21 protein-coding genes and 1 pseudogene are annotated in these 24,973 nt (G+C 55.0%); 5 read left to right on the plus strand and 17 right to left on the minus strand.

All coding sequences use genetic code 11. The features are described from left to right. From rffA to trxA, 8 genes and pseudogenes are all read right to left on the minus strand, one after another. Positions 1-1,131: a dTDP-4-amino-4,6-dideoxygalactose transaminase gene (gene rffA / locus OVA10_RS02430; RefSeq protein ID WP_107702634.1), complete on the minus strand. Its 1,131-nt coding sequence runs from the start codon at positions 1,129-1,131 to the stop codon at positions 1-3. A gap of 4 nt (positions 1,132-1,135) precedes the next feature. Continuing rightward, a complete protein-coding gene (rffC, locus tag OVA10_RS02435) occupies positions 1,136-1,813 on the minus strand; it encodes a dTDP-4-amino-4,6-dideoxy-D-galactose acyltransferase (RefSeq protein WP_248859322.1) in 678 nt (225 codons plus the stop codon). Then, positions 1,810-3,072 (minus strand): UDP-N-acetyl-D-mannosamine dehydrogenase, encoded by a 1,263-nt coding sequence (gene wecC / locus OVA10_RS02440; protein WP_248859324.1) that lies wholly within the window; start codon positions 3,070-3,072, stop codon positions 1,810-1,812. Before wecC ends, rffC begins: the two co-directional genes overlap by 4 nt. Beyond that, positions 3,069-4,199: a non-hydrolyzing UDP-N-acetylglucosamine 2-epimerase gene (wecB, locus tag OVA10_RS02445; RefSeq protein WP_268195137.1), complete on the minus strand. Its 1,131-nt coding sequence runs from the start codon at positions 4,197-4,199 to the stop codon at positions 3,069-3,071. The genes wecC and wecB overlap by 4 nt, the downstream gene beginning before the upstream one ends. Before the next feature lie 56 nt (positions 4,200-4,255). Next, the gene (wzzE, locus tag OVA10_RS02450; RefSeq protein ID WP_100778419.1) at positions 4,256-5,302 is read right to left on the minus strand and encodes an ECA polysaccharide chain length modulation protein; all 1,047 of its coding nucleotides are present in this window, start codon (positions 5,300-5,302) and stop codon (positions 4,256-4,258) included. 13 nt (positions 5,303-5,315) lie between these two features. Continuing rightward, positions 5,316-6,420: pseudogene (gene wecA, locus OVA10_RS02455) on the minus strand (UDP-N-acetylglucosamine--undecaprenyl-phosphate N-acetylglucosaminephosphotransferase). 240 nt (positions 6,421-6,660) lie between these two features. Then, positions 6,661-7,920 (minus strand): transcription termination factor Rho, encoded by a 1,260-nt coding sequence (gene rho / locus OVA10_RS02460; RefSeq protein WP_061706582.1) that lies wholly within the window; start codon positions 7,918-7,920, stop codon positions 6,661-6,663. Between the two features lie 330 nt (positions 7,921-8,250). Next, positions 8,251-8,580, minus strand: coding sequence for a thioredoxin TrxA (gene trxA / locus OVA10_RS02465; RefSeq protein ID WP_002437994.1), 330 nt, complete (start codon positions 8,578-8,580; stop codon positions 8,251-8,253). 144 nt (positions 8,581-8,724) lie between these two features. Between trxA and rhlB the strand changes: the two genes are divergently transcribed. After that, positions 8,725-9,993: an ATP-dependent RNA helicase RhlB gene (rhlB, locus tag OVA10_RS02470; protein ID WP_100778417.1), complete on the plus strand. Its 1,269-nt coding sequence runs from the start codon at positions 8,725-8,727 to the stop codon at positions 9,991-9,993. A gap of 5 nt (positions 9,994-9,998) precedes the next feature. After that, on the plus strand, positions 9,999-11,483 hold the full coding sequence (gene gppA, locus OVA10_RS02475; RefSeq protein WP_123429966.1) for a guanosine-5'-triphosphate,3'-diphosphate diphosphatase: 1,485 nt from the start codon (positions 9,999-10,001) through the stop codon (positions 11,481-11,483). Between the two features lie 5 nt (positions 11,484-11,488). On the opposite strand, the gene rep is transcribed toward gppA, so the two are convergent. Beyond that, the gene (rep, locus tag OVA10_RS02480) at positions 11,489-13,510 is read right to left on the minus strand and encodes a DNA helicase Rep (protein ID WP_100778415.1); all 2,022 of its coding nucleotides are present in this window, start codon (positions 13,508-13,510) and stop codon (positions 11,489-11,491) included. A 95-nt stretch (positions 13,511-13,605) separates the two neighbouring features. On the opposite strand from rep, the gene ppiC reads away from it, so the two are divergent. Continuing rightward, the gene (gene ppiC, locus OVA10_RS02485; protein ID WP_015960967.1) at positions 13,606-13,887 is read left to right on the plus strand and encodes a peptidylprolyl isomerase PpiC; all 282 of its coding nucleotides are present in this window, start codon (positions 13,606-13,608) and stop codon (positions 13,885-13,887) included. 151 nt (positions 13,888-14,038) lie between these two features. On the opposite strand, the gene ilvC is transcribed toward ppiC, so the two are convergent. Continuing rightward, positions 14,039-15,514 carry a ketol-acid reductoisomerase gene (gene ilvC / locus OVA10_RS02490; protein ID WP_100778414.1) on the minus strand — a complete coding sequence of 492 codons (1,476 nt, stop codon included), beginning with the start codon at positions 15,512-15,514 and terminating at the stop codon, positions 14,039-14,041. Between the two features lie 148 nt (positions 15,515-15,662). On the opposite strand from ilvC, the gene ilvY reads away from it, so the two are divergent. Then, a complete protein-coding gene (gene ilvY, locus OVA10_RS02495; RefSeq protein ID WP_100778413.1) occupies positions 15,663-16,553 on the plus strand; it encodes an HTH-type transcriptional activator IlvY in 891 nt (296 codons plus the stop codon). Here the strand turns inward: ilvY and ilvA are convergent. From ilvA to ilvL, 7 genes are all read right to left on the minus strand, one after another. Beyond that, positions 16,550-18,094: a threonine ammonia-lyase, biosynthetic gene (gene ilvA, locus OVA10_RS02500; RefSeq protein ID WP_268195369.1), complete on the minus strand. Its 1,545-nt coding sequence runs from the start codon at positions 18,092-18,094 to the stop codon at positions 16,550-16,552. The two genes, ilvY and ilvA, sit on opposite strands and share 4 nt — an antisense overlap. Positions 18,095-18,096: 2 nt before the next feature. After that, complete coding sequence (gene ilvD, locus OVA10_RS02505; RefSeq protein ID WP_123429965.1) at positions 18,097-19,947, minus strand: dihydroxy-acid dehydratase; 1,851 nt, start codon at positions 19,945-19,947, stop codon at positions 18,097-18,099. Between the two features lie 59 nt (positions 19,948-20,006). Further along, the gene (ilvE, locus tag OVA10_RS02510; protein WP_100778411.1) at positions 20,007-20,936 is read right to left on the minus strand and encodes a branched-chain-amino-acid transaminase; all 930 of its coding nucleotides are present in this window, start codon (positions 20,934-20,936) and stop codon (positions 20,007-20,009) included. An 18-nt stretch (positions 20,937-20,954) separates the two neighbouring features. Continuing rightward, a complete protein-coding gene (gene ilvM / locus OVA10_RS02515) occupies positions 20,955-21,218 on the minus strand; it encodes an acetolactate synthase 2 small subunit (protein WP_095283916.1) in 264 nt (87 codons plus the stop codon). Further along, positions 21,215-22,861 carry an acetolactate synthase 2 catalytic subunit gene (ilvG, locus tag OVA10_RS02520; protein ID WP_268195142.1) on the minus strand — a complete coding sequence of 549 codons (1,647 nt, stop codon included), beginning with the start codon at positions 22,859-22,861 and terminating at the stop codon, positions 21,215-21,217. Before ilvG ends, ilvM begins: the two co-directional genes overlap by 4 nt. Beyond that, entirely contained in the window at positions 22,858-22,914 is a 57-nt protein-coding gene (gene ilvX / locus OVA10_RS02525; RefSeq protein ID WP_194514210.1) for a peptide IlvX, read from the minus strand. The genes ilvG and ilvX overlap by 4 nt, the downstream gene beginning before the upstream one ends. 86 nt (positions 22,915-23,000) lie before the next feature. After that, positions 23,001-23,099 (minus strand): ilv operon leader peptide, encoded by a 99-nt coding sequence (ilvL, locus tag OVA10_RS02530; protein WP_023620831.1) that lies wholly within the window; start codon positions 23,097-23,099, stop codon positions 23,001-23,003. A 342-nt stretch (positions 23,100-23,441) separates the two neighbouring features. Between ilvL and OVA10_RS02535 the strand changes: the two genes are divergently transcribed. After that, positions 23,442-24,962 carry a YifB family Mg chelatase-like AAA ATPase gene (locus OVA10_RS02535; protein WP_268195145.1) on the plus strand — a complete coding sequence of 507 codons (1,521 nt, stop codon included), beginning with the start codon at positions 23,442-23,444 and terminating at the stop codon, positions 24,960-24,962. Positions 24,963-24,973: the final 11 nt, after the last annotated feature.

Here is a 24,973-nt window from a genome sequence, read left to right on the forward strand (position 1 = left end):
TCAGCGGAAGTAGCTCAGAAGGGTATTAATCACCGTGCGCTGATTCACCGGCGCGAGGTTGTAGAACAGTGGCAGACGAAGCAAACGCTCACTTTCTTTCGTGGTGTAGCGATCGTCACCGACAAACTGGCCGAACGCTTCGCCCGCCGGGCTGGAGTGCAGCGGAATGTAATGGAACACCGCCATAATCTCAGCTTCTTTCAGGTAAGCGATCAGACTGCTGCGATCGTCGTTGTCGCGCAGTTTGATGTAAAACATATGTGCGTTGTGAACGCAGTCTGCCGGAATCGTCGGCAGCTCAATACGCCCTTTTTGCGCCAGCGGCGTCAGGGCATCGTAATAGGTCTGCCACAGGGTCAAACGCTGCTGGTTGATGCGCTCAGCCGCTTCGAGCTGCGCCCAGAGATAGGCGGCCTGCAGATCGGCCATCAGATAGCTGGAACCGATATCGCGCCAGGTGTATTTGTCGACCTGACCACGGAAGAACTGGCTGCGGTTGGTCCCTTTTTCGCGGATCACTTCTGCCCGCTCCACCAGCGCGCGGTCGTTAATCAGCGTTGCGCCACCTTCACCGCCCGCCGTGTAGTTTTTGGTTTCATGGAAGCTAAAGCAACCAATATGACCAATAGTACCCAGCGCACGGCCCTTGTAGGTGGACATCACGCCTTGCGCGGCGTCTTCCACCACGAACAGGTTGTGCTTTTTGGCGATGGCCATGATGGTGTCCATCTCACAGGCCACACCCGCATAGTGTACCGGCACAATCGCCCGCGTTTTATCGGTGATCGCCGCTTCAATCAGGGTTTCATCGATGTTCATCGTGTCCGGACGGACATCCACAAAGATAATTTTGGCACCACGCAGGACAAACGCATTCGCCGTCGAGACGAAGGTGTAGCTCGGCATGATGACTTCGTCGCCCGGCTTGATGTCCAGCAGCAGAGCAGCCATCTCCAGCGACGCCGTACAGGATGGCGTCAGCAGCACTTTCGCACTGTGAAAACGCTGCTCCATCCACTGCTGGCAGCGACGGGTGAAACCACCGTCTCCGCAAAGTTTGCCGCTGCCCATGGCAGACTGCATGTAATCGAGTTCGGTGCCCACAACGGGAGGCGCGTTAAATGGAATCATCTTGTCACCTGTATAACCAGTAAGCGGTCGCATCAATGTTGCCACCGCTGGCAATGTAACGTTTAAGCGCGGCGGTGTTGCCCAGTTGGGTCGCCACCCGCAAAGTTGATAACTGACGCTGCGCGGCCCAACTCAGGGCGGCCTGCATAAGTTTGTCGCCCATTCCGCGACCAGCGAGCAGGCCAATACGCGCTTCGCTATCGCTCAATTGGCGCAGCGAGACAAACGCCTGGATATCACCGCTGTTTGCGCGGAAAACCAGACATTCATGGTCAAACGTGCCTTTAACGGCGTTTTCAATCCACTGGGCGTAAAAACGACCGCTGGCGTCGGGCGCATACCACGGCGCGCGAAAACGGCTTTGCGCAAAAGCCTGCGCGGCCATCTGACGCAGCGCGGGGATGTCCTGTTCGGTCGCCACTTCTGCGACAGCCAGGCTGTGCTGCGTGACGGCAAGACTCAGATCGACTTCGCCTTCCACTAGCTGAAAACCCAGCGTTTGCAGGGCATCCAGCCAGTCGGCGCGCCCCGCCGGAATTTTTGCCTGTACCCGCTCCCACGGCGAAAAATCCGCCGCCGTTAGTACCGGAGCATCGTCGCGAAAGCGCACTACCGCAGAGGTGAGACCAAAAAATTGGCTCTCCCAGGTTAGCGGTTCAAGTACGCCGGGCAACTCACTCAACGCCACACCCCTTTCGTATCAACAATATACTTCTGCTGCACCGCATCGCTGCTGATGGCTTTGAACTGGCTATGGTCCACCAGCAGAACCAGCACGTCTGCAGTGTTCAGTGCGTTTTCCAGCGTCGCGAGCTGGCAGTGCCCGGTCAGTTTCTTCGGTAGGGTATGAATATTTGGCTCCACAACCAGCGTTTCACCGGTGTGCCAGCTTGCAATCATCTCGGCGATGCCCATCGCCGGGCTTTCGCGCAGGTCGTCGATGTTTGGCTTAAACGCCAGGCCAAAGCAGGCGATTTTTATCTCGCTGGCGCGCTTGCCGCTTTCGGCCAGGCAATCCGCTACCGTGGCTTTCACCTGGTTCATTACCCAGTGCGGTTTACCGTCGTTCACTTCGCGGGCCGTGCGGATCAGGCGAGCCTGCTCCGGGTTTTGTGCCACGATAAACCACGGGTCCACGGCGATACAGTGACCGCCCACGCCAGGGCCTGGCTGGAGAATATTGACGCGCGGATGGCGGTTCGCCAGGCGAATCAGTTCCCAGACGTTAATTCCCTGGTCGGCACAAATGAGCGACAGTTCGTTAGCAAAGGCGATGTTGACGTCGCGGAAGCTGTTTTCGGTGAGCTTGCACATTTCTGCCGTGCGGGAGTTAGTGACCACGCACTCCCCTTCGAGGAAGATGTTGTAGAGTTCGCTGGCACGCGCAGAGCAGACGGGCGTCATCCCGCCAATTACGCGGTCATTTTTGATCAGCTCAACCATTACCTGACCGGGCAGAACGCGCTCCGGGCAGTAGGCGATATTGATATCCGCCTGTTCGCCTGCTTGCTGCGGGAAGGTCAAATCAGGACGGGCTTCCGCCAGCCATTGGGCCATTTGCTCGGTCGCGCCGACGGGAGAAGTGGACTCCAGAATCACCAGCGCGCCTTTCTTCAGCACTGGAGCAAGGGATTTTGCTGCCGCTTCGACATACACCATATCCGGCTCATGCTCGCCTTTAAACGGCGTCGGCACCGCGATCAGATACGCATCGGCTTCCACCGGCGTTGTGCTGGCTTTGAGAAAACCGCCTTCAACTGCGGTTTTGACCACTTTGTCGAGATCCGGCTCCACGATATGAATTTCACCACGGTTAATGGTATCCACCGCATGCTGGTTGATATCCACCCCGATAACCTGTTTTTGACGCGATGCAAAAGCGGCCGCAGTCGGCAGTCCAATGTAACCAAGACCAATGACAGAGATGGTAGAAAAACTCATAGCGTTACCCGATTATGTTTAAGTGCATGCAAAATACGACTGCAGGCCTGCCCGTCACCATAAGGATTATGGGCGTGGCTCATCGCCTGGTACTCTTTTTCATCGTGCAGGAGGCGTGTCACCTCTGCCACGAGATGTTTAGTGTCGGTCCCAACCAGGCGTACCGTTCCGGCTTTAATAGCTTCCGGGCGCTCGGTCGTTTCACGCATCACCAGCACCGGTTTACCCAGCGACGGTGCCTCTTCCTGAATGCCGCCGGAGTCGGTCAAAATCAGCCACGCGTGGTTCATCAGCCAGACGAACGGCAGATAGTCCTGCGGCTCAATGAGGATCACGTTTTCGATATGGCCGAGGATGCGGTTAACCGGCTCGCTGACGTTCGGGTTGAGGTGGACCGGATAGACGATCTGGACGTCAGGGTTTTGCGCGGCGATCTCCGCCAGCGCATGGCATATTTGCTCGAACCCACGGCCAAAGCTCTCGCGGCGATGGCCCGTCACCAGGATCATCTTTTTGCCAGCGGTGAGGAACGGATAGCGCACCGCCAGCTCTTCGCGCAGAGCGTCGCTGGCCATCACGCGATCGCGAACCCAAATCAGGGCGTCAATCACCGTATTGCCGGTCACGAAAATTTTGTCATCACGGATGTTTTCGCGCAGCAGGTTCTGCCGGGAATTTTCAGTTGGCGCAAAGTGATACATTGCCAGATGACCGGTAAGCGTACGGTTGGCCTCTTCAGGCCACGGAGAATAAAGGTCGCCGGTGCGCAAACCGGCTTCAACGTGCCCGACCGGAATGCGTTGATAGAATGCCGCCAGGCTGGTTGCGATGGTGGTAGTGGTATCGCCGTGCACCAGAACCACGTCTGGTTTAAAGTATTCCAGAATAGGTTTTAGCCCTTCCAGAATGCGGCAGGTAATTTCGGTCAATCCCTGCCCCGGTTTCATAATATTGAGATCGTAATCCGGGACAATAGAAAAGAGATTTAAAACCTGATCAAGCATCTCCCGATGCTGCGCGGTAACGCAAACTTTCGCCTCAAACCAGGGATCATTTGCCAGCGCATGGACCAGCGGCGCCATCTTGATGGCTTCCGGCCTTGTGCCAAATACGGTAAGTACTTTCACATCGATTCTCTTCGATTAGGTGATGAAGGCCGAAGCCTTCATCGTAGACGGCGTTCTTAATTTGTGCGACGACGTGTTAACGCCACGCCTGCGCCCGTCAATGCGCCCACAATCCCCCACATGATCATCAGGAATGCGCGACGCGGACTATCGCGTTTTACAGGTTCTTCAGGCGTTCGCAAATAACGATAGGTCTGAAAACGCGGGTCCAGTGTAGGACCGACATTCAGGGTATTGAGCATCGCGCGGTTCTGGTCGTAGTCGAGATCAAAATCTGGCCCAACGGCCTGCAGATTTTCCAGGCGTGCCTGCAGCATCGGGCGGCCCAGCAGGAACATTTCTGAATCCGGCAGTTCATCAGCCGGAACGTCCGTTTCGCTGCGGGAGATATTGCGCTGCTCGGCAATTTTCAGTGCCTGTTCAATGTTATGGACGCGGCGGGAGAAAATGGCTTTGGCCACCTCTTCCTGGCGTTTGACCTGCGCCTTCATTTGGATAGTACGCGCGGCCCAGGCCCCTTTCAGCTCATCATTCAGATGGCTCGCGGCGCGCTGGCTGGCAAATGCTACGTACTGGCGCAGCAGGTTGTTGGCGTCCGGCGCGGTTTCGGCAATCAGCTTAACGTTATCGTTAATATTGCGCAGGATGTCGCCAGGCGTGAACTGGATGTTGTTGATCAGATCGTCGAGCAGTGCGGCGTCGGCTTTACTGTTGCCGACCATACGCTGCTTGTAATAATCGGTCTGGGACCAGAAATCACGGCGCGTATCCCAGGAAGCCAGCTGCATGATGAACTCTTTGTAAGATTCATCCATCACGGAGGGCTGATCCGAAGAGGCCAGATTGGCTTTGATGTCGAGATTACGCAGGAACTGCTGCTGCGAATAGAATCCGCCCAGCATATTCACCGTTGGTCGATCGGTAATCGCTGTCGCGCTCCACTCTTGTTTCGCAAAAAAGGTATACGCCAGCGCTAACAGCGCGAACCCCAGCGCGATCCCAGCAATCCACAGTTTGCCCGCCCATAAAACACGAAACAAACCACGAACATCCAGCTCATTCTCAGTTACCACTGATTTCGCTCCCGCCAACGGTTGAGTCATCACAATCCCGTTTTTACTTAGTTAATGTTGGATTTTTACCACTGTTTCTACGCATCCGGCGTTTTACACGTTTAATGAAGCGCGCGACTTTCCATGCGCGTTTAATGCAATAGCCGTACATGAAGAATGCTAGCAAGAATAATACCAACATTACCCATTCAGGAATAAAGTGCGCATATTCTGCTGCCACACCGATACCTGCCAACAGCGCGGCAGCAAGGGTAATCAGCACAAATGCCTGACGTGAAGTAAAACCTGCACGCATGATCAGATGATGAATATGCTGGCGGTCCGGCGAGAAAGGACTCATACCTTTACGCAGACGACGGTACATGATTGCCACCATGTCCATCAGCGGAATAGCAATAATCCACAGCGCCGTTACCGGGCTAATCGGGTGGGTTTTACCCTGAGTGGTTTCCAGCAAAATCCAGATAACGGTGAAACCAATCAGCGTACTGCCCGCATCACCCATGAAAACTTTATAGCGACGGCCCAGCACACCGAGGTTAAGCAGGATATAAGGCAGGATGGCCGCAATCATGGCGAAACACCACATTGACAGACTGTACTGACCATCGAACCATAGAATGATGCCGATTGCGGCAAAGGATACGGACGAGAGACCGCCCAACAGGCCATCAATCCCATCCACCATGTTAAAGGCGTTGATAGCAGCCCACACGGCGAAGAGCGTCAGGAAGAAGCCGAAGGGACCGAGCACCATCTCCCCAGGTACCGAAGATGTAGCCGAGACTGCTCAGATAGAGCTTACCGACCACCATCATAATGATGCCGATTGCAGCCTGCACCGAAGCGCGGAATTTTACGCTGATATCGAAACGATCATCGAGCGCGCCCACCAGCACCAGAACCCCTGCACAGGCCAGATAGAGTGCCGCGTGGGGGATATAATAATCTGCGATTCCAAAGGTGAAGCAAATACCCGCGTAAACGGAGATCCCCCCGACCAATGGGATCAAGCCCTGATGGCGTTTACGATAATTGGGTTTATCCACTAACCCGATTCTTTTTGCCACCTTGCGCGCAATGAACAAAAAACAGGTTGTGAATAAAAATATACTGATTAGCTCAGTAACCGCAGTGAGTAGATTCACAATGCATGCTCTCAACAAAAGTTAGTCCTGGAAGTATAACTACGAAGCCATAGCTCCCGAAGGATTAAAGCCAGCCTCTTACAACTCCCTTTGTATGTTTTTCAATCAATTACTTTTTGACGCAACAAACATTCTAATTGTCGCACTGGTTAGTCAAAAATGGGAGTCTGCGGTTATAGCGTGTAGTCCAAAAAAAGAAAACGCCACGTAAAAACGTGGCGTTGGCTGGGTTTATTTGTATTACGAGCGTTTCATCATGTCGAAGAATTCGTCGTTTGTCTTAGTCATTGCCAGCTTATTGATGAGGAATTCCATTGCATCGATTTCGCCCATTGGGTGAATGATCTTACGTAGAATCCACATTTTCTGCAGCTCTTCCTGGGTGGTGAGCAGCTCTTCTTTACGGGTACCGGAACGGTTGTAGTCGATTGCCGGGAAGACGCGCTTCTCTGCAATTTTACGAGAGAGGTGCAGTTCCATGTTACCTGTACCTTTAAATTCTTCGTAAATAACTTCATCCATTTTGGAGCCGGTATCAATCAGCGCGGTCGCGATGATAGTCAGGCTTCCGCCCTCTTCCACGTTACGCGCAGCACCGAAGAAGCGTTTTGGACGGTGCAGGGCGTTGGCATCCACACCACCGGTCAATACTTTGCCGGAAGCTGGAACCACGGTGTTGTACGCGCGCGCCAGACGAGTGATGGAGTCGAGCAGAATGATAACGTCTTTTTTATGTTCAACCAGACGCTTCGCTTTCTCGATAACCATTTCAGCAACCTGAACGTGGCGAGATGCTGGCTCATCAAAGGTAGAAGCAACCACTTCACCTTTGACCAGACGCTGCATCTCGGTCACCTCTTCTGGACGCTCATCGATCAGCAGAACCATCAGCACGCAATCAGGGTGGTTGTAAGCAATGCTCTGTGCGATGTTCTGCAGCAGCATTGTTTTACCCGCTTTCGGCGGTGCCACAATCAGACCACGCTGACCACGACCAATCGGAGAAGCCAGATCCAGAACGCGAGCCGTCAGGTCTTCGGTAGAACCGTTACCACGCTCCATGCGCAGACGCGAGTTAGCGTGCAGCGGCGTTAAGTTTTCGAACAGGATCTTGTTGCGCGAGTTTTCAGGTTTATCGTAGTTAACTTCGTTAACTTTCAACAGCGCAAAGTAGCGTTCACCCTCTTTTGGAGGACGAATCTTACCTGAAATGGTGTCACCTGTGCGGAGGTTGAAACGGCGGATTTGGCTAGGGGATACGTAGATGTCATCAGGACCGGCGAGGTAGGAGCTGTCTGCAGAACGGAGGAAACCAAATCCGTCTTGCAATATCTCCAGGACACCGTCGCCAAAGATATCTTCGCCACTCTTTGCGTGCTGCTTCAGGATGGCAAAAATAATGTCCTGCTTGCGCATACGAGCCTGGTTTTCCAGCCCCATATTTTCGCCGAGAGTGATCAGCTCAGAAACCGGCGTATTCTTTAATTCGGTAAGATTCATAATGGTGTGGGTTCTTAAACTCGGGGTGAAACTCGAACTTAATGTTGTGAATGGTATGGCAGGGTCATCCATGCCTGTTAGCGGCCATCAACTCATGTCTGTTCGCTGTCTGGTCAAAGGGGAAGCACAGAACTGAAACGACAAGACGGATTGAGTGACAAGCCCGGAATCTATCTGCCTCTCGCATCGTTCATTTAACAATGGGAAGCATCGGGTAAAACCAGAACGACAAGGTATGTTTAAATCGAAGTCATAGGTAACTTAGCACGACTAAAGCCGGGCGTCCAGAGATCCACAGAATTTCGGAATCCAGACCCCGGCCGAGAAACCTTACGCCAGATTAGCGTCCAGGAACTCTTTCAGCTGACCTTTGGACAGTGCGCCCACTTTGGTTGCAGCCACTTCGCCGTTTTTGAACAGCAGCAGGGTTGGGATACCACGGATGCCGTACTTCGGCGCGGTGCCCGGGTTCTGGTCGATGTTCAGCTTGGCAATCGTCAGTTTGCCCTGATATTCGTCAGCGATTTCATCCAGAATCGGAGCGATCATTTTGCAAGGACCACACCATTCAGCCCAGAAATCGACGAGGATCAGCCCGTCAGCTTTAAGTACGTCCGTGTCAAAACTGTCGTCAGTCAGGTGAATAATTTTATCGCTCATATATAACTCCACAGGAATAAGCCTGGCGTGTTGGTGTAGGATTAATCAACGACGTGTTGATGTAGCATTAACCAACTAAAGGTTGACTTTATTTCACCGGATACGCTTTCGTAAAGCAATAGTAAGCTGATATTCTACCACACTATGAGCAAAACACATTTAACAGAACAGAAGTTTTCCGACTTCGCCCTGCACGCAAAAGTTATCGAAGCCCTTGAAAATAAAGGCTTTCACAACTGCACGCCCATTCAAGCCCTCGCTCTGCCGCTCACGCTGGCAGGTCGCGATGTTGCAGGGCAGGCGCAAACCGGTACTGGCAAAACGATGGCGTTTTTGACGTCAACGTTTCATTATTTACTTTCTCATCCAGCAATTGCTGACCGAAAAGTTAACCAACCGCGTGCGCTGATCATGGCTCCAACGCGAGAACTTGCGGTGCAGATCCATGCCGACGCTGAACCTCTGGCACAGACCACTGGCCTGAAATTAGGGCTGGCTTATGGCGGCGACGGCTACGATAAACAGCTCAAAGTGCTGGAAAGCGGCGTTGATATTCTGATCGGTACCACCGGTCGTCTGATCGACTACGCGAAGCAAAATCACATCAACCTCGGTGCCATCCAGGTTGTGGTCCTCGATGAAGCCGATCGCATGTACGATTTGGGCTTTATTAAAGACATCCGCTGGCTGTTCCGTCGTATGCCACCTACCACGCAGCGTCTGAACATGCTGTTCTCTGCGACTCTCTCTTACCGCGTCCGTGAACTGGCGTTCGAACAGATGAACAACGCCGAATACGTGGAAGTCGAGCCAGAACAGAAAACGGGTCACCGTATTAAAGAAGAGCTCTTCTATCCATCTAACGAAGAGAAGATGCGTCTGCTGCAAACGCTGATCGAAGAAGAGTGGCCAGATCGCGCCATTATCTTTGCCAACACTAAGCATCGCTGCGAAGACATCTGGGGCCATCTTGCCGCAGACGGACATCGCGTTGGCCTGCTGACGGGTGACGTTGCACAGAAAAAACGTCTGCGCATCCTTGAAGAATTTACCCGTGGCGACCTGGATATTCTGGTAGCAACCGACGTTGCTGCACGTGGCCTGCACATCCCTGCTGTCACACACGTCTTTAACTACGATCTCCCTGACGATTGCGAAGACTACGTTCACCGCATTGGCCGTACCGGTCGTGCTGGCGCAAGCGGCCACTCCATCAGCCTCGCCTGTGAAGAGTACGCCCTGAACCTTCCTGCCATCGAGACGTACATCGGCCACTCCATTCCGCAGAGCAAATACAATCCGGAAGCCCTGTTGAGTGAACTGCCTCCGGCGAAGCGCCTCACGCGCGCCCGCTCCGGCAATGGCCCACGCCGCACCGGCGGAGCACCACGTAACCGTCGTCGTTCAGGTTAAATATTATGCTCAGTTCCACCTCGCTCTATGCAGCTATTGATTTAGGTTCAAATAGTTTTCATATGCTGGTTGTACGCGAGGTGGCGGGGAGCATACAGACCCTGACGCGCATTAAGCGCAAGGTCCGCCTCGCGGCGGGCCTGAGCAGCGATAATTACCTCTCCCGTGAAGCGATGGAACGCGGCTGGCAATGCCTGCGTCTCTTCGCTGAACGTCTGCAAGATATTCCGCACAATCAAATTCGCGTTGTGGCGACCGCCACGCTGCGATTGGCTGTGAACTCCGTCGATTTTATTGCGAAAGCGCAGGAAATTCTCGGCTGTCCGGTACAGGTCATCAGCGGTGAAGAAGAAGCGCGCCTGATTTATCAGGGTGTCGCCCACACTACCGGGGGTGACGATCGCCGTCTGGTGGTGGATATCGGCGGTGCCAGTACGGAACTGGTCACAGGCACCGGATCGCAGGCGACGTCGTTGTTCAGCCTGTCAATGGGCTGCGTCACCTGGCTGGAGCGCTATTTTACCGATCGTAATCTCGCACAAGAGAACTTCGACGAGGCCGAAAAAGCCGCGCGCGAAGTGCTGCATCCGGTGATGGATGAGCTGCGATATCACGGCTGGAAAGTGTGTGTCGGCGCGTCGGGCACCGTTCAGGCTCTGCAAGAGATCATGATGGCGCAGGGCATGGACGAGCGGATTACGCTGGCGAAACTTCAGCAGCTTAAACAGCGCGCTATTCAGTGCGGCCGTCTGGAAGAGCTGGAAATTGAAGGGCTGACGCTTGAGCGCGCGCTGGTGTTCCCAAGCGGTCTGGCGATCCTGATCGCCATTTTCACCGAATTAGAAATCCACTGCATGACGCTGGCTGGCGGCGCGCTGCGCGAAGGGCTGGTCTACGGCATGCTTCATCTGGCTGTGGAACAAGACATTCGCAGCCGGACGCTGCGTAATGTTCAGCGTCGTTTTATCGTTGATACGGAACAGGCACAGCGCGTGGCCCAGCTGGCCTCAAGCTTTGCCGATCAGGTGGCGACCACCTGGGCGCTCGAACCCTTGAGCCGCGATTTACTCCTGAGCGCCTGTGCGCTGCATGAGATTGGCCTGAGTATCGATTTCAAACAGGCGCCGGTTCATGCCGCGTACCTGGTGCGTCATCTGGATCTGCCTGGTTTTACTCCGGCACAGAAAAAGCTGCTGGCGACATTGCTGCTTAACCAGACCAACACGGTCGATCTCTCTTCTTTGCATCAGCAAAATGCCGTTCCCCCGCGCGTGGCCGAGCATCTCTGCCGACTGCTGCGCCTGGCGATTTTGTTTGCCAGCCGTCGTCGCGCGGATCTGCTGCCCGCCATTACTCTTTCTGCAGAAGGCGAAAACCTGACGCTAACGCTGCCGGATAACTGGCTGGATAATCATCCGCTTGGCGCGGAGATGATCGAACAGGAATGCCAGTGGCAGAGTTACGTCCACTGGGCTCTGGAAATTAAATAGCGCCGCTATTTTTCTTTGGCTTTCGCCAGCATGGCGCGAATGTTCGCGACGTTCGCCTGGCCCTTGTGCATCCTCTCTTCCGCCGTAATCACTTTTCGTTCCTGTTCCCAGATCAGATCGTCCTGCGGCAGTTCCAGCAGGAAGCGGCTCGGCTCCGGGCGCACCAGTTCACCATACTGACGCCGCTCTTTGCACAGGGTAAAAATCAGCTCTTTTTGCGCACGCGTGATACCCACGTAGGCCAGACGTCGCTCTTCATCGACGTTGTCCTCATCAATGCTGCTCTGATGCGGCAGTAACCCTTCTTCCATTCCCACCAGATAGACATACGGGAACTCCAGGCCTTTGGACGCGTGCAGCGTCATCAGCTGAACCTGATCCGCCTCTTCTTCGCTCTCGCCGCGCTCCATCATATCGCGCAGGGTAAACCGCGTGACCACCTGCGTCAGCGTCATCGGCTCGTCGATATCAGAACCTTCCAGCATCTCGGTCATCCAGGTGAAAAGCTGGTTGACGTTTTTCATCCGCATTTCTGCCGCTTTCGGGCTGGCGGAGGTTTCATACAGCCAGGACTCATAATCCACGCCGTGGATCAGATCGCGCACGGCGGCGATCGGCTCGCGCTCTGCAAGACGCTGGATTTCCGCCAGCCACTGGGTGAAGCGCGTGAGCGACTCGTAGCCGCGCCCGGTCAGCGTCTGGCTCAGGCCCATGTCGAAGCTGGCGGTGAACATACTTTTGTTGCGGGTCATCGCCCATTCGCCCAGCTTTTGCAGCGTCGCCGGTCCGATTTCACGCTTCGGTGTATTCACGATGCGTAAAAATGCGCTGTCATCGTCCGGGTTAGTCAGCACGCGCAAATAGGCAAGCAAGTCTTTGATTTCAGGACGAGAGAAGAACGAGGTCCCGCCGGAAATTTTGTACGGAATGCGGTTTTGCATCAGCATTTTTTCAAAGACGCGCGATTGATGGTTTCCGCGATACAGGATGGCGTAGTCTTTGTACGCGGTTTTGTTGACGAAGTGATGGGCGATTAGCTCGCCGGCCACGCGCTCGGCCTCGTGCTCTTCATTGTTGGCACTTAAGACTTTCAGTTCGGTGCCGTATCCCAGCTCAGAGAAGAGGCGCTTTTCGAACACGTGCGGGTTATTGGCGATGAGGATGTTAGCCGCTTTCAGGATGCGTCCTGACGAACGGTAGTTCTGCTCCAGCTTAATCACCTGCAACGCCGGAAAATCTTTGCTCAGCAACACGAGGTTTTGTGGCCGTGCCCCACGCCAGGAGTAAATCGACTGGTCATCGTCGCCCACTACCGTAAAGCGCGCGCGCTGCCCCACCAGCAGTTTTACCAGCTCATACTGGCTGGTATTGGTATCCTGGTATTCATCCACCAGCAGATAGCGGATTTTGTTTTGCCAGCGCTCGCGCACCTCTTCATTACGCTGAAGCAGCAGCGTTGGCAGAAGGATTAGATCGTCAAAATCGAGAACATTACAGGCCTTGAGATGGTCATCATACAGGCTGTAACAATGTGCAAAGATCCGATCCCGCTCGCCTTTTGCGCTCGCCGCCGCTTGCGCGGGGGTCATCAGATCGTTTTTCCAGTTTGAGATCGTGGAGATCAACTGCTGGAGAATCGTCTTGTCCTCTTCGAGCCGCCCTTCGGTCAACTCTTTTAGCAGCGCCATCTGATCCGTATCGTCGAACAGGGAGAAATTCGATTTCATTCCCAGCGCGGCGTATTCGCGTTTAATGATATCCAGGCCCAGCGTGTGGAAAGTGGAGATCATCAGACCGCGCGCCTCTTTGCGCCCCAGCGTCTGACCGACACGCTCCTTCATCTCACGCGCCGCTTTATTGGTGAAGGTGACCGCCGCAATATGACGCGCCTGATAACCGCAGCCGCGAATCAGATGGGCGATTTTATTGGTGATTACGCGCGTCTTTCCGGAACCCGCACCCGCCAGCACCAGGCAAGGTCCGGTGACGAATTCGACGGCTTGTTGTTGTCCGGGGTTTAAACGCATAAGAAGTTCACTCAATGAAGGTCGGGAGGAGAAGAAAAAGGAAAATCGCGTGTGGTAGTATAGCGAGCCTAATCCATACCACTCAAGGCACGATCATGGCAAAAACAGCAGCAGCACTGCATATTCTTGTTAAAGAAGAGAAACTGGCACTGGATCTTCTGGAGCAGATCAAAAACGGCGCGGACTTCGAGAAACTGGCGAAGAAACACTCTACCTGCCCGTCAGGCAAAAAAGGCGGCCACTTAGGTGAATTCCGTCAGGGCCAGATGGTTCCTGCGTTTGATAAAGTGGTGTTCTCCTGCCCGGTGCTGGAGCCAACCGGCCCACTGCACACCCAGTTCGGTTACCACATCATTAAAGTGCTGTACCGCAACTAAGCAGCAAAAAGCCCGGTGGCGGCTACGCCGTACCGGGCTTACTGAGTGTCATTTCGATTGGCAGGAAAGCGCTTAATGCGCACAACCCTACTCAGTGACCGGGCTGTGCGAATGCTGCCAACGCATCTGCAACTCGAAAGGTGATGAGGTATCAGCCAGCGACGGCGATACGCTTCATATCTTTCATATAACCGCGCAGCGTATGACCCACGCTCTCAATTGCATGGCTACGAATCGCTTCGTTCACGTCACGCAGCTGAGCGTTATCTACCGTACCTTCGGCAATCGCTTTGCCCAGATCGCCTGGCTGCAGAGTCGTCATGAACTCTTTCAGCAGCGGTACGCAAGCGTAAGAGAACAGGTAGTTACCGTACTCAGCGGTATCAGAGATAACCACGTTCATCTCATACAGACGCTTACGGGCGATAGTGTTGGCAATCAGCGGCAGCTCGTGCAGTGATTCATAGTACGCAGACTCTTCGATGATGCCGGAATCCACCATGGTTTCGAACGCCAGTTCAACGCCCGCTTTCACCATCGCGATCATCAGAACGCCTTTGTCGAAGTACTCTTGTTCGCTGATTTTACCGTCAAACTGCGCAGCGGTTTCGAACGCGGTTTTGCCGGTCTCTTCACGCCAGGTCAGCAGTTTTTTATCGTCGTTGGCCCAGTCAGCCATCATGCCGGAGGAGAATTCGCCGGAGATGATGTCATCCATATGTTTCTGGAACAGCGGCGCCATGATCTCTTTCAGCTGCTCAGAGAGCGCATAAGCACGCAGTTTTGCCGGGTTGGACAGACGGTCCATCATCAGCGTGATACCGCCCTGTTTCAGCGCTTCGGTGATGGTTTCCCAGCCGAACTGAATCAGTTTTTCTGCGTAAGACGGGTCGGTACCCTCTTCCACCAGCTTGTCGAAGCACAGCAGAGAACCGGCCTGCAGCATACCGCACAGGATAGTCTGCTCGCCCATCAGGTCAGATTTCACTTCTGCCACGAAGGAAGATTCCAGGACACCTGCACGGTGACCGCCGGTAGCCGCAGCCCAGGCTTTGGCAATCGCCATGCCTTCGCCCTTCGGATCGTTTTCCGGGTGAACCGCAATCAGGGTTGGCACACCGAAACCACGTTTGTACTCTTCACGCACTTCGGTACCTGGGCACTTCGGCGCAACCATCACCACGGTGATGTCTTTACGGATCTGCTCGCCCACTTCAACGATGTTGAAACCATGAGAATAACCCAGCGCCGCGCCGTCTTTCATCAGCGGCTGAACAGAGCGCACAACGTCGGAGTGCTGTTTGTCCGGCGTCAGGTTAACCACCAGATCTGCCTGCGGGATCAGCTCTTCGTAGGTACCCACTTTGAAGCCGTTTTCGGTCGCTTTACGCCATGAAGCACGTTTCTCAGCGATCGCTTCTTTACGCAGGGCGTAAGCGATGTCCAGACCGGAGTCACGCATGTTCAGGCCCTGGTTCAGACCCTGTGCGCCACAGCCGACGATGACCACTTTTTTACCCTGAAGGTAGCTCGCGCCATCGGCGAATTCATCGCGCGCCATAAAGCGGCATTTGCCCAACTGTGCCAGCTGCTGACGCAGATTCAGTGTATTAAAGTAGTTAGCCATGGTGAACTCCGTGATGTTGTGTTGCTTATTGTTCGGGTCGCTTATGCGAGAATGAACTTACTATATGACAGGAAATTTATTGCGGAAATTGATATATTCACAACGTCACGTTGCAATTTCTGCAATGTAAAACCGTGGGGAGCGATCTGTGGATTTACGCGATCTCAAAACCTTTCTGCATCTGGCAGAAAGCCGTCATTTTGGCCGCAGCGCCCGGGCCATGCACGTCAGTCCCTCCACGCTCTCCCGGCAAATTCAGCGCCTGGAAGAGGATCTCGGTCAGGCGCTATTTGTGCGCGACAACCGCACCGTAACGCTCACGGAAGCGGGCGAAGAGCTGCGAACGTTCGCCCAACAGACCTTACTTCAGTACCAGCAGTTGCGGCACACCATCGATCAGCAGGGGCCGTCCCTCTCTGGCGAACTGCATATCTTCTGTTCCGTGACGGCGGCCTATAGCCACCTGCCGCCGATTCTCGATCGTTTTCGTGCTGAACATCCGTCGGTAGAAATCAAGCTCACCACGGGCGATGCCGCAGATGCGATGGAGAAAGTGGTGACGGGTGAAGCGGATCTGGCGATTGCGGGTAAACCCGAAACGCTGCCCGGTGCGGTTGCGTTTTCGATGCTGGAGAATCTGGCCGTGGTGTTAATCGCTCCGGCTCTACCGTGCCCGGTGCGCAATCAGATATCCGTCGATAATCCTGACTGGGCAACGGTGCCGTTCATCATGGCCGACCAGGGGCCCGTCCGCCGCCGCATCGAACTGTGGTTCCGTCGCCAAAAAATCAGCAACCCGTCGATTTATGCGACAGTGGGCGGGCACGAAGCGATGGTGTCGATGGTGGCGCTGGGCTGTGGCGTGGCGTTGCTGCCGGAAGTGGTGCTGGAAAATAGCCCCGAGCCGGTGCGTAATCGCGTGATGATTTTAGAGCGGAGCGATGAGAAAACACCGTTTGAGCTTGGCGTATGCGCACAAAAAAAGCGGCTGCATGAGCCGCTTATTGACGCGTTTTGGCAGATATTGCCGAACCACTAGCCCGCCAGGAAGAACCTGAACGCCGGGTTATGGGTCTCGTCGTGACAATCGTAACCCAGCTCGTTCAGCCGCGTTTCGAAATCCGGCTCGTGCTCGCCCAGTTCGAATGCCGCTAACACACGCCCGTAGTCGGTACCATGGCTACGGTAGTGGAACAGAGAGATATTCCAGTGCGTGCCGAGAGTGTGCAGGAACTTCAGCAACGCGCCCGGTGATTCCGGGAACTCAAAGCTGAACAGACGTTCCTGTAACGGCTTCGAAGGACGCCCGCCGACCATATAGCGCACATGCAGCTTCGCCATTTCGTCATCAGAGAGATCCACCACGCTGTAGCCGCCTTCATTCAGCAGGTGGAGGATCTCTCTGCGCTCCTCCAGCCCACGGCTCAGACGCACACCGACAAAAATGCAGGCATCTTTCGCATCGGCAAAGCGATAGTTAAACTCTGTGACGGAACGCCCGCCGAGCAGCTGGCAGAATTTAAGGAAACTGCCCTTCTCTTCCGGGATCGTCACCGCCAGCAGCGCCTCGCGTTGCTCACCCAGCTCGCAGCGTTCGGACACGTAGCGCAGGCCGTGGAAGTTGACGTTCGCGCCGGACAGCACATGCGCCAGGCGTTCCCCGCAAATGTTGTGCTGAGCGATGTATTTTTTCATTCCCGCCAGCGCCAGAGCACCCGACGGCTCCGCGACCGCACGGACATCCTCGAACAGATCTTTCATAGCCGCGCAGATCGCATCGCTGTCGACGGTGATGATATCGTCGAGATACTCCTGGCAGACGCGGAAGGTCTCATCGCCAATGCGCCTGACCGCAACGCCCTCAGCAAACAGCCCGACGCGCGGGAGATCGACCGGATGACCGGCATCCAGCGCCGCTTTCAGGCAGGCAGAATCTTCCGCTTCCACCGCAATCACTTTGATCTGTGGCATCAGCTGTTTGATAAGCACTGCGACACCCGCTGCCAGACCACCGCCGCCCACCGGGACAAACACCCGATCGAGATGCGCATCCTGCTGCAACAGCTCCAGCGCCAGCGTGCCCTGCCCTGCAATCACCATCGGGTGATCGAACGGTGGCACCCAGGTAAAGCCCTGCTGCTGCGCCAGTTCGATGGCGCGCGCCTTCGCTTCATCAAAATTGGCACCGTGCAGGAGCACTTCGCCACCAAAACCGCGAACCGCGTCCACTTTGATATCAGCCGTCGCCACCGGCATCACGATCAGCGCTTTCAGCCCTAAACGCGCGGCGGAAAACGCCACGCCCTGGGCGTGATTTCCCGCTGAGGCGGTGATGACGCCGCGTGCTTTTTGCTCTTCGGTTAGCCCGGCCATCATCGCGTAGGCACCGCGCAGCTTAAAGCTGTGTACTGGCTGGCGATCTTCGCGTTTCACCAGGATCACGTTATCGAGACGGGACGACAGCTTGTCCATTTTCTGCAGCGGCGTGACCTGCACAGCCTCGTAGACCGGTGCGCGAAGCACCGCTCTGAGATATTCCGCCCCCTCAGGGGCGGCGGATAAGGGTTGTGATTCGGCCATCATTAGCCCCCAAGCTTGGATTTATCGCGCACCGCGCCTTTGTCCGCACTGGTGGCAAGGGTGGCATAAGCGCGCAGGGCGAAGGAGACTTCGCGCTGGCGATCTTTTGGCGTCCAGGCTTTATCGCCACGGGCTTCCTGTGCTTCACGACGCGCGGCAATTTCCTGCTCGCTCAGCTGCAGCTGAATGCCGCGATTTGGAATGTCGATCGCAATCATGTCGCCGTCTTCAATGATGGCGATGTTGCCGCCGCTCGCGGCTTCCGGAGAAACGTGGCCGATAGAGAGACCAGAAGTACCGCCGGAGAAACGGCCATCGGTGATCAGCGCGCAGGCTTTGCCGAGTCCCATGGATTTCAGGAAGGTGGTCGGATAGAGCATCTCTTGCATGCCCGGCCCGCCTTTTGGCCCTTCGTAGCGGATAACAACTACATCGCCCGCCGCCACTTTACCGCCCAGAATCGCGTCTACCGCAGCGTCCTGACTTTCGTACACTTTCGCCGGACCGGTGAATTTGAGAATGCTGTCGTCCACGCCCGCTGTTTTTACGATGCAGCCGTTTTCAGCAAAGTTGCCGTACAGCACGGCCAGACCGCCGTCCTTGCTATAGGCATTTTCCAGAGAACGGATGCAGCCTTCAGCGCGGTCGTCATCCAGGGTGTCCCAGCGGCAATCCTGCGAGAAGGCCTGCGTGGTGCGAATACCTGCCGGACCGGCGCGGAACATCTTTTTCACCGCGTCGTCTTTGGTCAGCATCACGTCGTACTGCTCCAGCGTTTGCGGCAGCGTCAGGCCGAGAATGTTTTTCACTTCACGGTTCAGCAGACCGGCACGTTCCAGCTCGCCGAGAATACCCAGCACGCCACCGGCACGGTGTACGTCTTCCATGTGGTATTTCTGCGTACTTGGCGCGACTTTACACAGCTGCGGCACTTTGCGGGAAAGCTTGTCGATGTCACTCATGGTGAAATCAATTTCAGCTTCCTGCGCCGCAGCCAGCAGGTGCAGAACGGTATTGGTGGAACCGCCCATGGCGATATCCAGCGTCATGGCATTTTCGAACGCCGCTTTGTTGGCGATGTTGCGCGGCAGCGCGCTGACGTCGTCTTGCTCGTAATAACGTTTGGTCAGTTCCACGATGCGAGTGCCCGCATTCAGGAACAGCTGTTTGCGGTCGGCGTGCGTTGCCAGCAGGGAGCCGTTACCTGGCTGGGAAAGGCCGAGGGCTTCGGTCAGGCAGTTCATGGAGTTGGCGGTGAACATCCCGGAACAGGAACCGCAGGTCGGGCACGCTGAGCGCTCAACCTGATCGCTCTGCTCGTCGGAGACTTTCGGGTCCGCGCCCTGAATCATCGCGTCGACCAGGTCGAGCTTGATGATCTTGTCAGAAAGCTTGGTTTTACCGGCTTCCATCGGGCCGCCAGAGACGAAGATCACCGGAATGTTCAGGCGCAGGGACGCCATCAGCATCCCTGGGGTGATTTTGTCGCAGTTGGAGATACACACCATCGCATCGGCGCAGTGGGCGTTAACCATGTACTCGACCGAATCGGCGATCAGCTCGCGCGACGGCAGTGAATAGAGCATGCCCCCGTGGCCCATCGCGATACCATCATCGACAGCGATGGTATTGAACTCTTTCGCCACGCCGCCTGCGGCTTCAATTTGCTCAGCAACCAGTTTACCCAGATCGCGCAGGTGGACGTGCCCCGGCACAAACTGGGTAAAGGAGTTAACCACAGCGATAATCGGCTTACCGAAGTCAGCGTCGGTCATCCCGGTAGCGCGCCACAGCGCGCGGGCACCGGCCATATTACGGCCATGGGTGGTGGTGGCGGAACGATACTTAGGCATGCTCTTTTACTCCCGTCTGAATATTCACTGGGACGGTGCGTGCCGTCCCAAAATTATGCTTATGAATTAACTTGATCCAACCAGCCCCATTTATCTTCCGTTTCACCGGTGAAGAGGCCAAAGAATGCATCCTGAATACGTTTGGTGACCGGGCCACGACGGCCTTCGCCGACCTGGATGCCGTCCACGCTGCGAACCGGGGTGATTTCAGCCGCGGTACCGGACATAAACACTTCATCTGCCAGGTACAGGGATTCGCGGGACAGAACCTGTTCACGGACTTCGATACCCAAATCTTTCGCCAGCTTGATGATCGCATCACGAGTGATGCCCGGCAGTGCTGAGGAGGTGAATGGCGGGGTGAACAGAATGCCGTCTTTCACTTCAAACAGGTTTTCACCGGCGCCTTCTGAGATGTAGCCGTTCACGTCCAGAGCGATACCTTCCTGATAACCGTGGCGGCGCGCTTCGCTGCCGACCAGCAGGGAAGAGAGGTAGTTACCGCCCGCTTTCGCGGCCGTTGGGATAGTGTTTGGCGCGACGCGATTCCAGGAGGAAACCATTGCGTCGATCCCCTGCTCCAGAGCTTCTGCACCCAGATAAGCTCCCCACGGGAACGCGGCAATGATGACGTCAGTGGAGTAACCGGCTGGCGGGTTAACGCCCATGCCCACATCTCCCACGAAGACCAGCGGGCGAATATAGGCGCTGGTCAGATTGTTTTTGCGGAGCACTTCGCGGCACGCTTCCATCAGCTCATCAACGCTCTGAGAGACCGGGAAACGATAAATTTTGGCTGAGTCATGCAGACGCTGCATGTGTTCGCGATGGCGGAACACCACTGGTCCTTTGTGAGAGTCGTAGCAACGGACACCTTCAAACACAGAGGTACCGTAGTGCAGGGCGTGAGACATCACGTGTACCGTGGCATCTTCCCAACGAACCATCTCACCATTGAACCAAATGTAATCAGCTTTCTTCGTCGTCATGTTTTCTTCCTGTCACGCTTAAGCGCGGATTTGTTGTGATGTGGTTGTGCTCTGGCAGATGGCCACATGGGCAACATCTACCAGTTTACTTAACTGGCTAAACAGTAAGTCGACCGACCGTGGACTGGCAACGGTCAATTCGATATTTATGTTCTGGGCATCGGTGGCGGTTTCCATATTCATGGCGCAGATCTGAAAACCACGGTGGCGAACGACGCGCAATACGCGCTCTAATGTTTCTGGATTGAAGCGGGCCTGAACGGCGACCTGATGTTGCATCATGATAAGTTCTCCATCATTTGTGCGTTACTGGCGCCAGGTGGCACCAACGGCCAGACATTCTCAAGTTCGTCGATTGAGACATGAAGCAGGTATGGCCCTTCGCTGGACAGCATGGTGTCGAGTGCCGCTTCAACCTGGTCTTTACGGGTGATGTGTTGGCCAGGGATACCGAAGGCGCTGGCCAGCACGAGGAAATCAGGATTATCAGTGAGGGTTGTTTCGCTGTAGCGCTCCTGGAAAAAGAGCTGCTGCCACTGGCGAACCATGCCTAAACGCTGGTTGTCCAGTAACAGGATTTTCAGCGGCAGCTGTTTGCGTTTGACCGTGCCCAGCTCCTGCACGTTCATCATGAACGATCCATCCCCCGAAACGCAGATGACCGTGTCATTTGGGCGCGCAACCTGAGCGCCGACGGCTGCTGGCAGGCCGAAGCCCATAGTGCCTAATCCGCTGGAGGTGATGAAATTTTCCGGGCGGGTGTAGGTCATATGCTGGGCAGACCACATCTGGTGCTGGCCGACATCGGTGGTAACGACGCAGTCAGTTGGTTTGCGATCCGACAGCTGTTTTAACAGCAGCGGAGCATAAATTGCCTCACCAGGATGATCGTAACGCCAGCTATTTTCCACGCGCATCTGCGCCGTGTGCTGACGCCATTCATTGATGGACAACGGCTGCTGCAACGCCGGTAACAGTGCGTTCAGATCGCCCTGCAACGCCACGTGCGCCTGGCGCAGTTTATTCATTTCGGCCGGATCGATATCCATATGGATCACTTTGGCATTCGGGGCGAAGGTGTTCAGCTTACCGGTCACTCGGTCGTCGAAACGCGCGCCAACGGCAATCAGCAGGTCGCATTCTTGCACTGCTAGGTTTGCGGCCTTGGTGCCATGCATCCCCAGCATGCCGAGGTAATACGGGTAATCCGCTTCAACAGCACCCAGTCCTTTCAGAGTGCAGGTCGCAGGGATTTGCGTTGCAGCGATAAACTCGCGCAGCGCGGGAACCGCTTGTGCCATCCCCACTCCGCCCCCCACATACAGCATCGGCTGCTGCGCCTGGGCCAGCATCTGGCGAGCCAGTTCAACTTCCACCTGCGGGAAAAAGTCATCATTTTCGACGGTGGAGAAGTGCGGTTCTAAATCGCCGACTGCCACCTGAATATCTTTGGGAATATCAATCAGAACGGGACCAGGACGGCCTGAATTTGCCACCTGGAAGGCCTCTGCCATGACGCGCGGCAGCTCTTCCAGCGACTGCACCAGGAAGCTGTGCTTGGTGCAGGCCAGGGACAAACCGAGAACGTCCACTTCCTGAAACGCATCGGTACCAATAAACGGTGAGGCAACCTGCCCGGTAATGGCGACGACGGGAACGGAATCGAGCAGCGCATCGGCAAGGCCAGTGATCAGGTTGGTCGCACCCGGTCCTGAAGTGGCCATACAAACGCCCGTTTTACCGGTCGCGCGGGCGAAACCAATCGCCGCCATCGCCGCGCCCTGCTCGTGTCGGCACAACAGGTGCTCCACGCCGCCGTCATACAGTGCATCGTAAATCGGCATAATTGCGCCACCCGGATAACCGAAGACCGTCTCGACTCCTTGCGCTTGCAACGCATGTACTACCCATTGTGCCCCGTTCATAGTGAGTTCCCCGTCATAAATCTGGAGAAACAGAATTTTGTGCTAGTTGTCATTATCTGCTCCTCATTTAAGTTTTTAGGTCATAAAAAAACCCCCGGACCTTTCGGTGCGGGGGTCTTAGTTCGTTAAGGCTTGATTTTTAAGCCTTTCCTCGTCCAAGTGCAGCCCCGCACGGTGGGATAATAATCACCACCACGCTAATCACGACCAGGCTAATCACTAGTAGAAGGGCTGTCATTTTGAGTTCTTTTGGCATCTTGTTCGAAGGAATACCTAAAGAGGTATCACAGACATTGAATTAAACACAAGAAATATTTATGACGCGATTGCTTAGCCAGCGAATACTTTCGCAAAAAATGTTTGTTTTATATAAGGAAAATAGAAAATGAATATTTTTCATTTTTTAATAGTGTCTCCAACAGAGAAAACGTCGATTTTTGCGCATTTGCGATCGCTCTTCCGTCATAAAGCAAGTGTGACTTTGTTTCATTAAAAAGCATGAACACGCCTTGTAATGTCTGCAATTGACGCTAAAAATCCACAAAATACGCTGGCATAGTGACTGGCAAAGGAGACACCTATGTCACTGTCAGTCGTTTATACTCGCGCAGCGTTAGGCGTACAGGCGCCGCTTATTTCTGTGGAAGTTCATCTGAGCAATGGACTCCCCGGCTTAACCCTCGTCGGACTCCCGGAAACCACCGTGAAAGAGGCCCGGGATCGCGTTCGCAGCGCTATCATCAATAGCGGTTATACCTTTCCGGCCAAGAAGATAACCATCAACCTGGCCCCTGCCGACCTCCCAAAAGAAGGCGGGCGATATGATTTACCTATCGCCATAGCGCTTCTCTCCGCCTCTGAGCAGCTTAACGCTCCCCATTTGAATCGGTATGAGTTTGTGGGCGAACTGGCGCTTACAGGCGCGTTAAGAGGCGTTCCAGGCGCAATCTCGGGAGCGTTAGCCGCGTTACAGGCCGGTAGACATATCATCGTGGCTACTGAGAACGCATCAGAAGTCAGCCTCATTGAGGAAAAGGGGTGCCTGATTGCCGGACATTTACAGGAGGTGTGTGCATTTCTGGAGGGGCGTCATGAGTTGGCAGAACCTGAAGAAAATCGTATCGGTGTGCCGGAACATCTGGAGGATCTTAGCGACATCATCGGTCAGGAGCAGGGCAAGCGCGCGCTGGAAATCACTGCGGCAGGCGGCCACAACCTGCTGCTGATTGGGCCGCCAGGCACAGGGAAAACTATGCTTGCCAGTAGGCTTAACGGTTTGTTGCCCCCGCTGAGCAACCATGAGGCTCTGGAGAGCGCAGCAATCATTAGTCTGACGAATTCCACATCCCTACAGAAGCACTGGCGCAGAAGGCCGTTTCGGTCCCCACATCACAGCGCTTCACTCACGGCGATGGTTGGCGGCGGTTCGATCCCAATACCCGGTGAAATTTCCCTCGCGCACCACGGTATTCTGTTTCTGGATGAATTACCTGAATTCGAAAGACGTGTTCTGGATGCCCTACGCGAACCGATCGAGTCCGGGCAGATTCATATCTCCCGTACCCGAGCCAAGATCAGCTATCCGGCGCAGTTCCAACTCATTGCTGCCATGAATCCCAGTCCATCAGGCCATTACCAGGGCAACCACAACCGGAGTACACCTGAGCAGACACTTCGCTATCTGGGACGACTGTCAGGCCCGTTCCTCGACCGCTTCGATCTCTCGCTCGAAATCCCACTGCCGCCACCGGGAGTGCTTAGCCAGATGAATAACACAGGGGAGAACAGCAGCACCGTACGGGAACGCGTGATTCGTGCCCAGGAACGGCAGTATTTACGTCAGAACAAGCTCAATGCGCGTCTCGATAACGCAGAGATCCGTCAGTTTTGTTGTCTGTCAGAAGTTGACTCACGCTGGCTGGAAGAGACGCTGACACGATTTGGCCTCTCAGTACGAGCATGGCAACGCCTGTTGAAGGTGGCGCGTACTATCGCTGATTTGGAGAAGAGTGGTGATATCGCGCGGCAGCATCTGCAGGAAGCACTAAGTTATCGCGCAATAGACCTTTTGCTGCTGCACCTGCAAAAGATGCTGGCGTAAAAAAGGGGCCG

Origin of the sequence: Lelliottia sp. SL45 (genome assembly GCF_026672535.1) — a bacterium.
Lineage (GTDB): Bacteria > Pseudomonadota > Gammaproteobacteria > Enterobacterales > Enterobacteriaceae > Enterobacter > Enterobacter nimipressuralis.

What these genes read in the sequence shown, in the direction of transcription:
- rffA (WP_107702634.1), bottom strand. Translation starts at nt 1,131, where the DNA reads ATGATTCCATTTAACGCGCCTCCCGTTGTGGGCACCGAACTCGATTAC.
- wecC (WP_248859324.1), bottom strand. Translation starts at nt 3,072, where the DNA reads ATGAGTTTTTCTACCATCTCTGTCATTGGTCTTGGTTACATTGGACTG.
- wzzE (WP_100778419.1), bottom strand. Translation starts at nt 5,302, where the DNA reads ATGACTCAACCGTTGGCGGGAGCGAAATCAGTGGTAACTGAGAATGAG.
- rho (WP_061706582.1), bottom strand. Translation starts at nt 7,920, where the DNA reads ATGAATCTTACCGAATTAAAGAATACGCCGGTTTCTGAGCTGATCACT.
- trxA (WP_002437994.1), bottom strand. Translation starts at nt 8,580, where the DNA reads ATGAGCGATAAAATTATTCACCTGACTGACGACAGTTTTGACACGGAC.
- rhlB (WP_100778417.1), top strand. Translation starts at nt 8,725, where the DNA reads ATGAGCAAAACACATTTAACAGAACAGAAGTTTTCCGACTTCGCCCTG.
- gppA (WP_123429966.1), top strand. Translation starts at nt 9,999, where the DNA reads ATGCTCAGTTCCACCTCGCTCTATGCAGCTATTGATTTAGGTTCAAAT.
- rep (WP_100778415.1), bottom strand. Translation starts at nt 13,510, where the DNA reads ATGCGTTTAAACCCCGGACAACAACAAGCCGTCGAATTCGTCACCGGA.
- ppiC (WP_015960967.1), top strand. Translation starts at nt 13,606, where the DNA reads ATGGCAAAAACAGCAGCAGCACTGCATATTCTTGTTAAAGAAGAGAAA.
- ilvC (WP_100778414.1), bottom strand. Translation starts at nt 15,514, where the DNA reads ATGGCTAACTACTTTAATACACTGAATCTGCGTCAGCAGCTGGCACAG.
- ilvA (WP_268195369.1), bottom strand. Translation starts at nt 18,094, where the DNA reads ATGGCCGAATCACAACCCTTATCCGCCGCCCCTGAGGGGGCGGAATAT.
- ilvD (WP_123429965.1), bottom strand. Translation starts at nt 19,947, where the DNA reads ATGCCTAAGTATCGTTCCGCCACCACCACCCATGGCCGTAATATGGCC.
- ilvE (WP_100778411.1), bottom strand. Translation starts at nt 20,936, where the DNA reads ATGACGACGAAGAAAGCTGATTACATTTGGTTCAATGGTGAGATGGTT.
- ilvM (WP_095283916.1), bottom strand. Translation starts at nt 21,218, where the DNA reads ATGATGCAACATCAGGTCGCCGTTCAGGCCCGCTTCAATCCAGAAACA.
- ilvG (WP_268195142.1), bottom strand. Translation starts at nt 22,861, where the DNA reads ATGAACGGGGCACAATGGGTAGTACATGCGTTGCAAGCGCAAGGAGTC.
- ilvL (WP_023620831.1), bottom strand. Translation starts at nt 23,099, where the DNA reads ATGACAGCCCTTCTACTAGTGATTAGCCTGGTCGTGATTAGCGTGGTG.
- OVA10_RS02535 (WP_268195145.1), top strand. Translation starts at nt 23,442, where the DNA reads ATGTCACTGTCAGTCGTTTATACTCGCGCAGCGTTAGGCGTACAGGCG.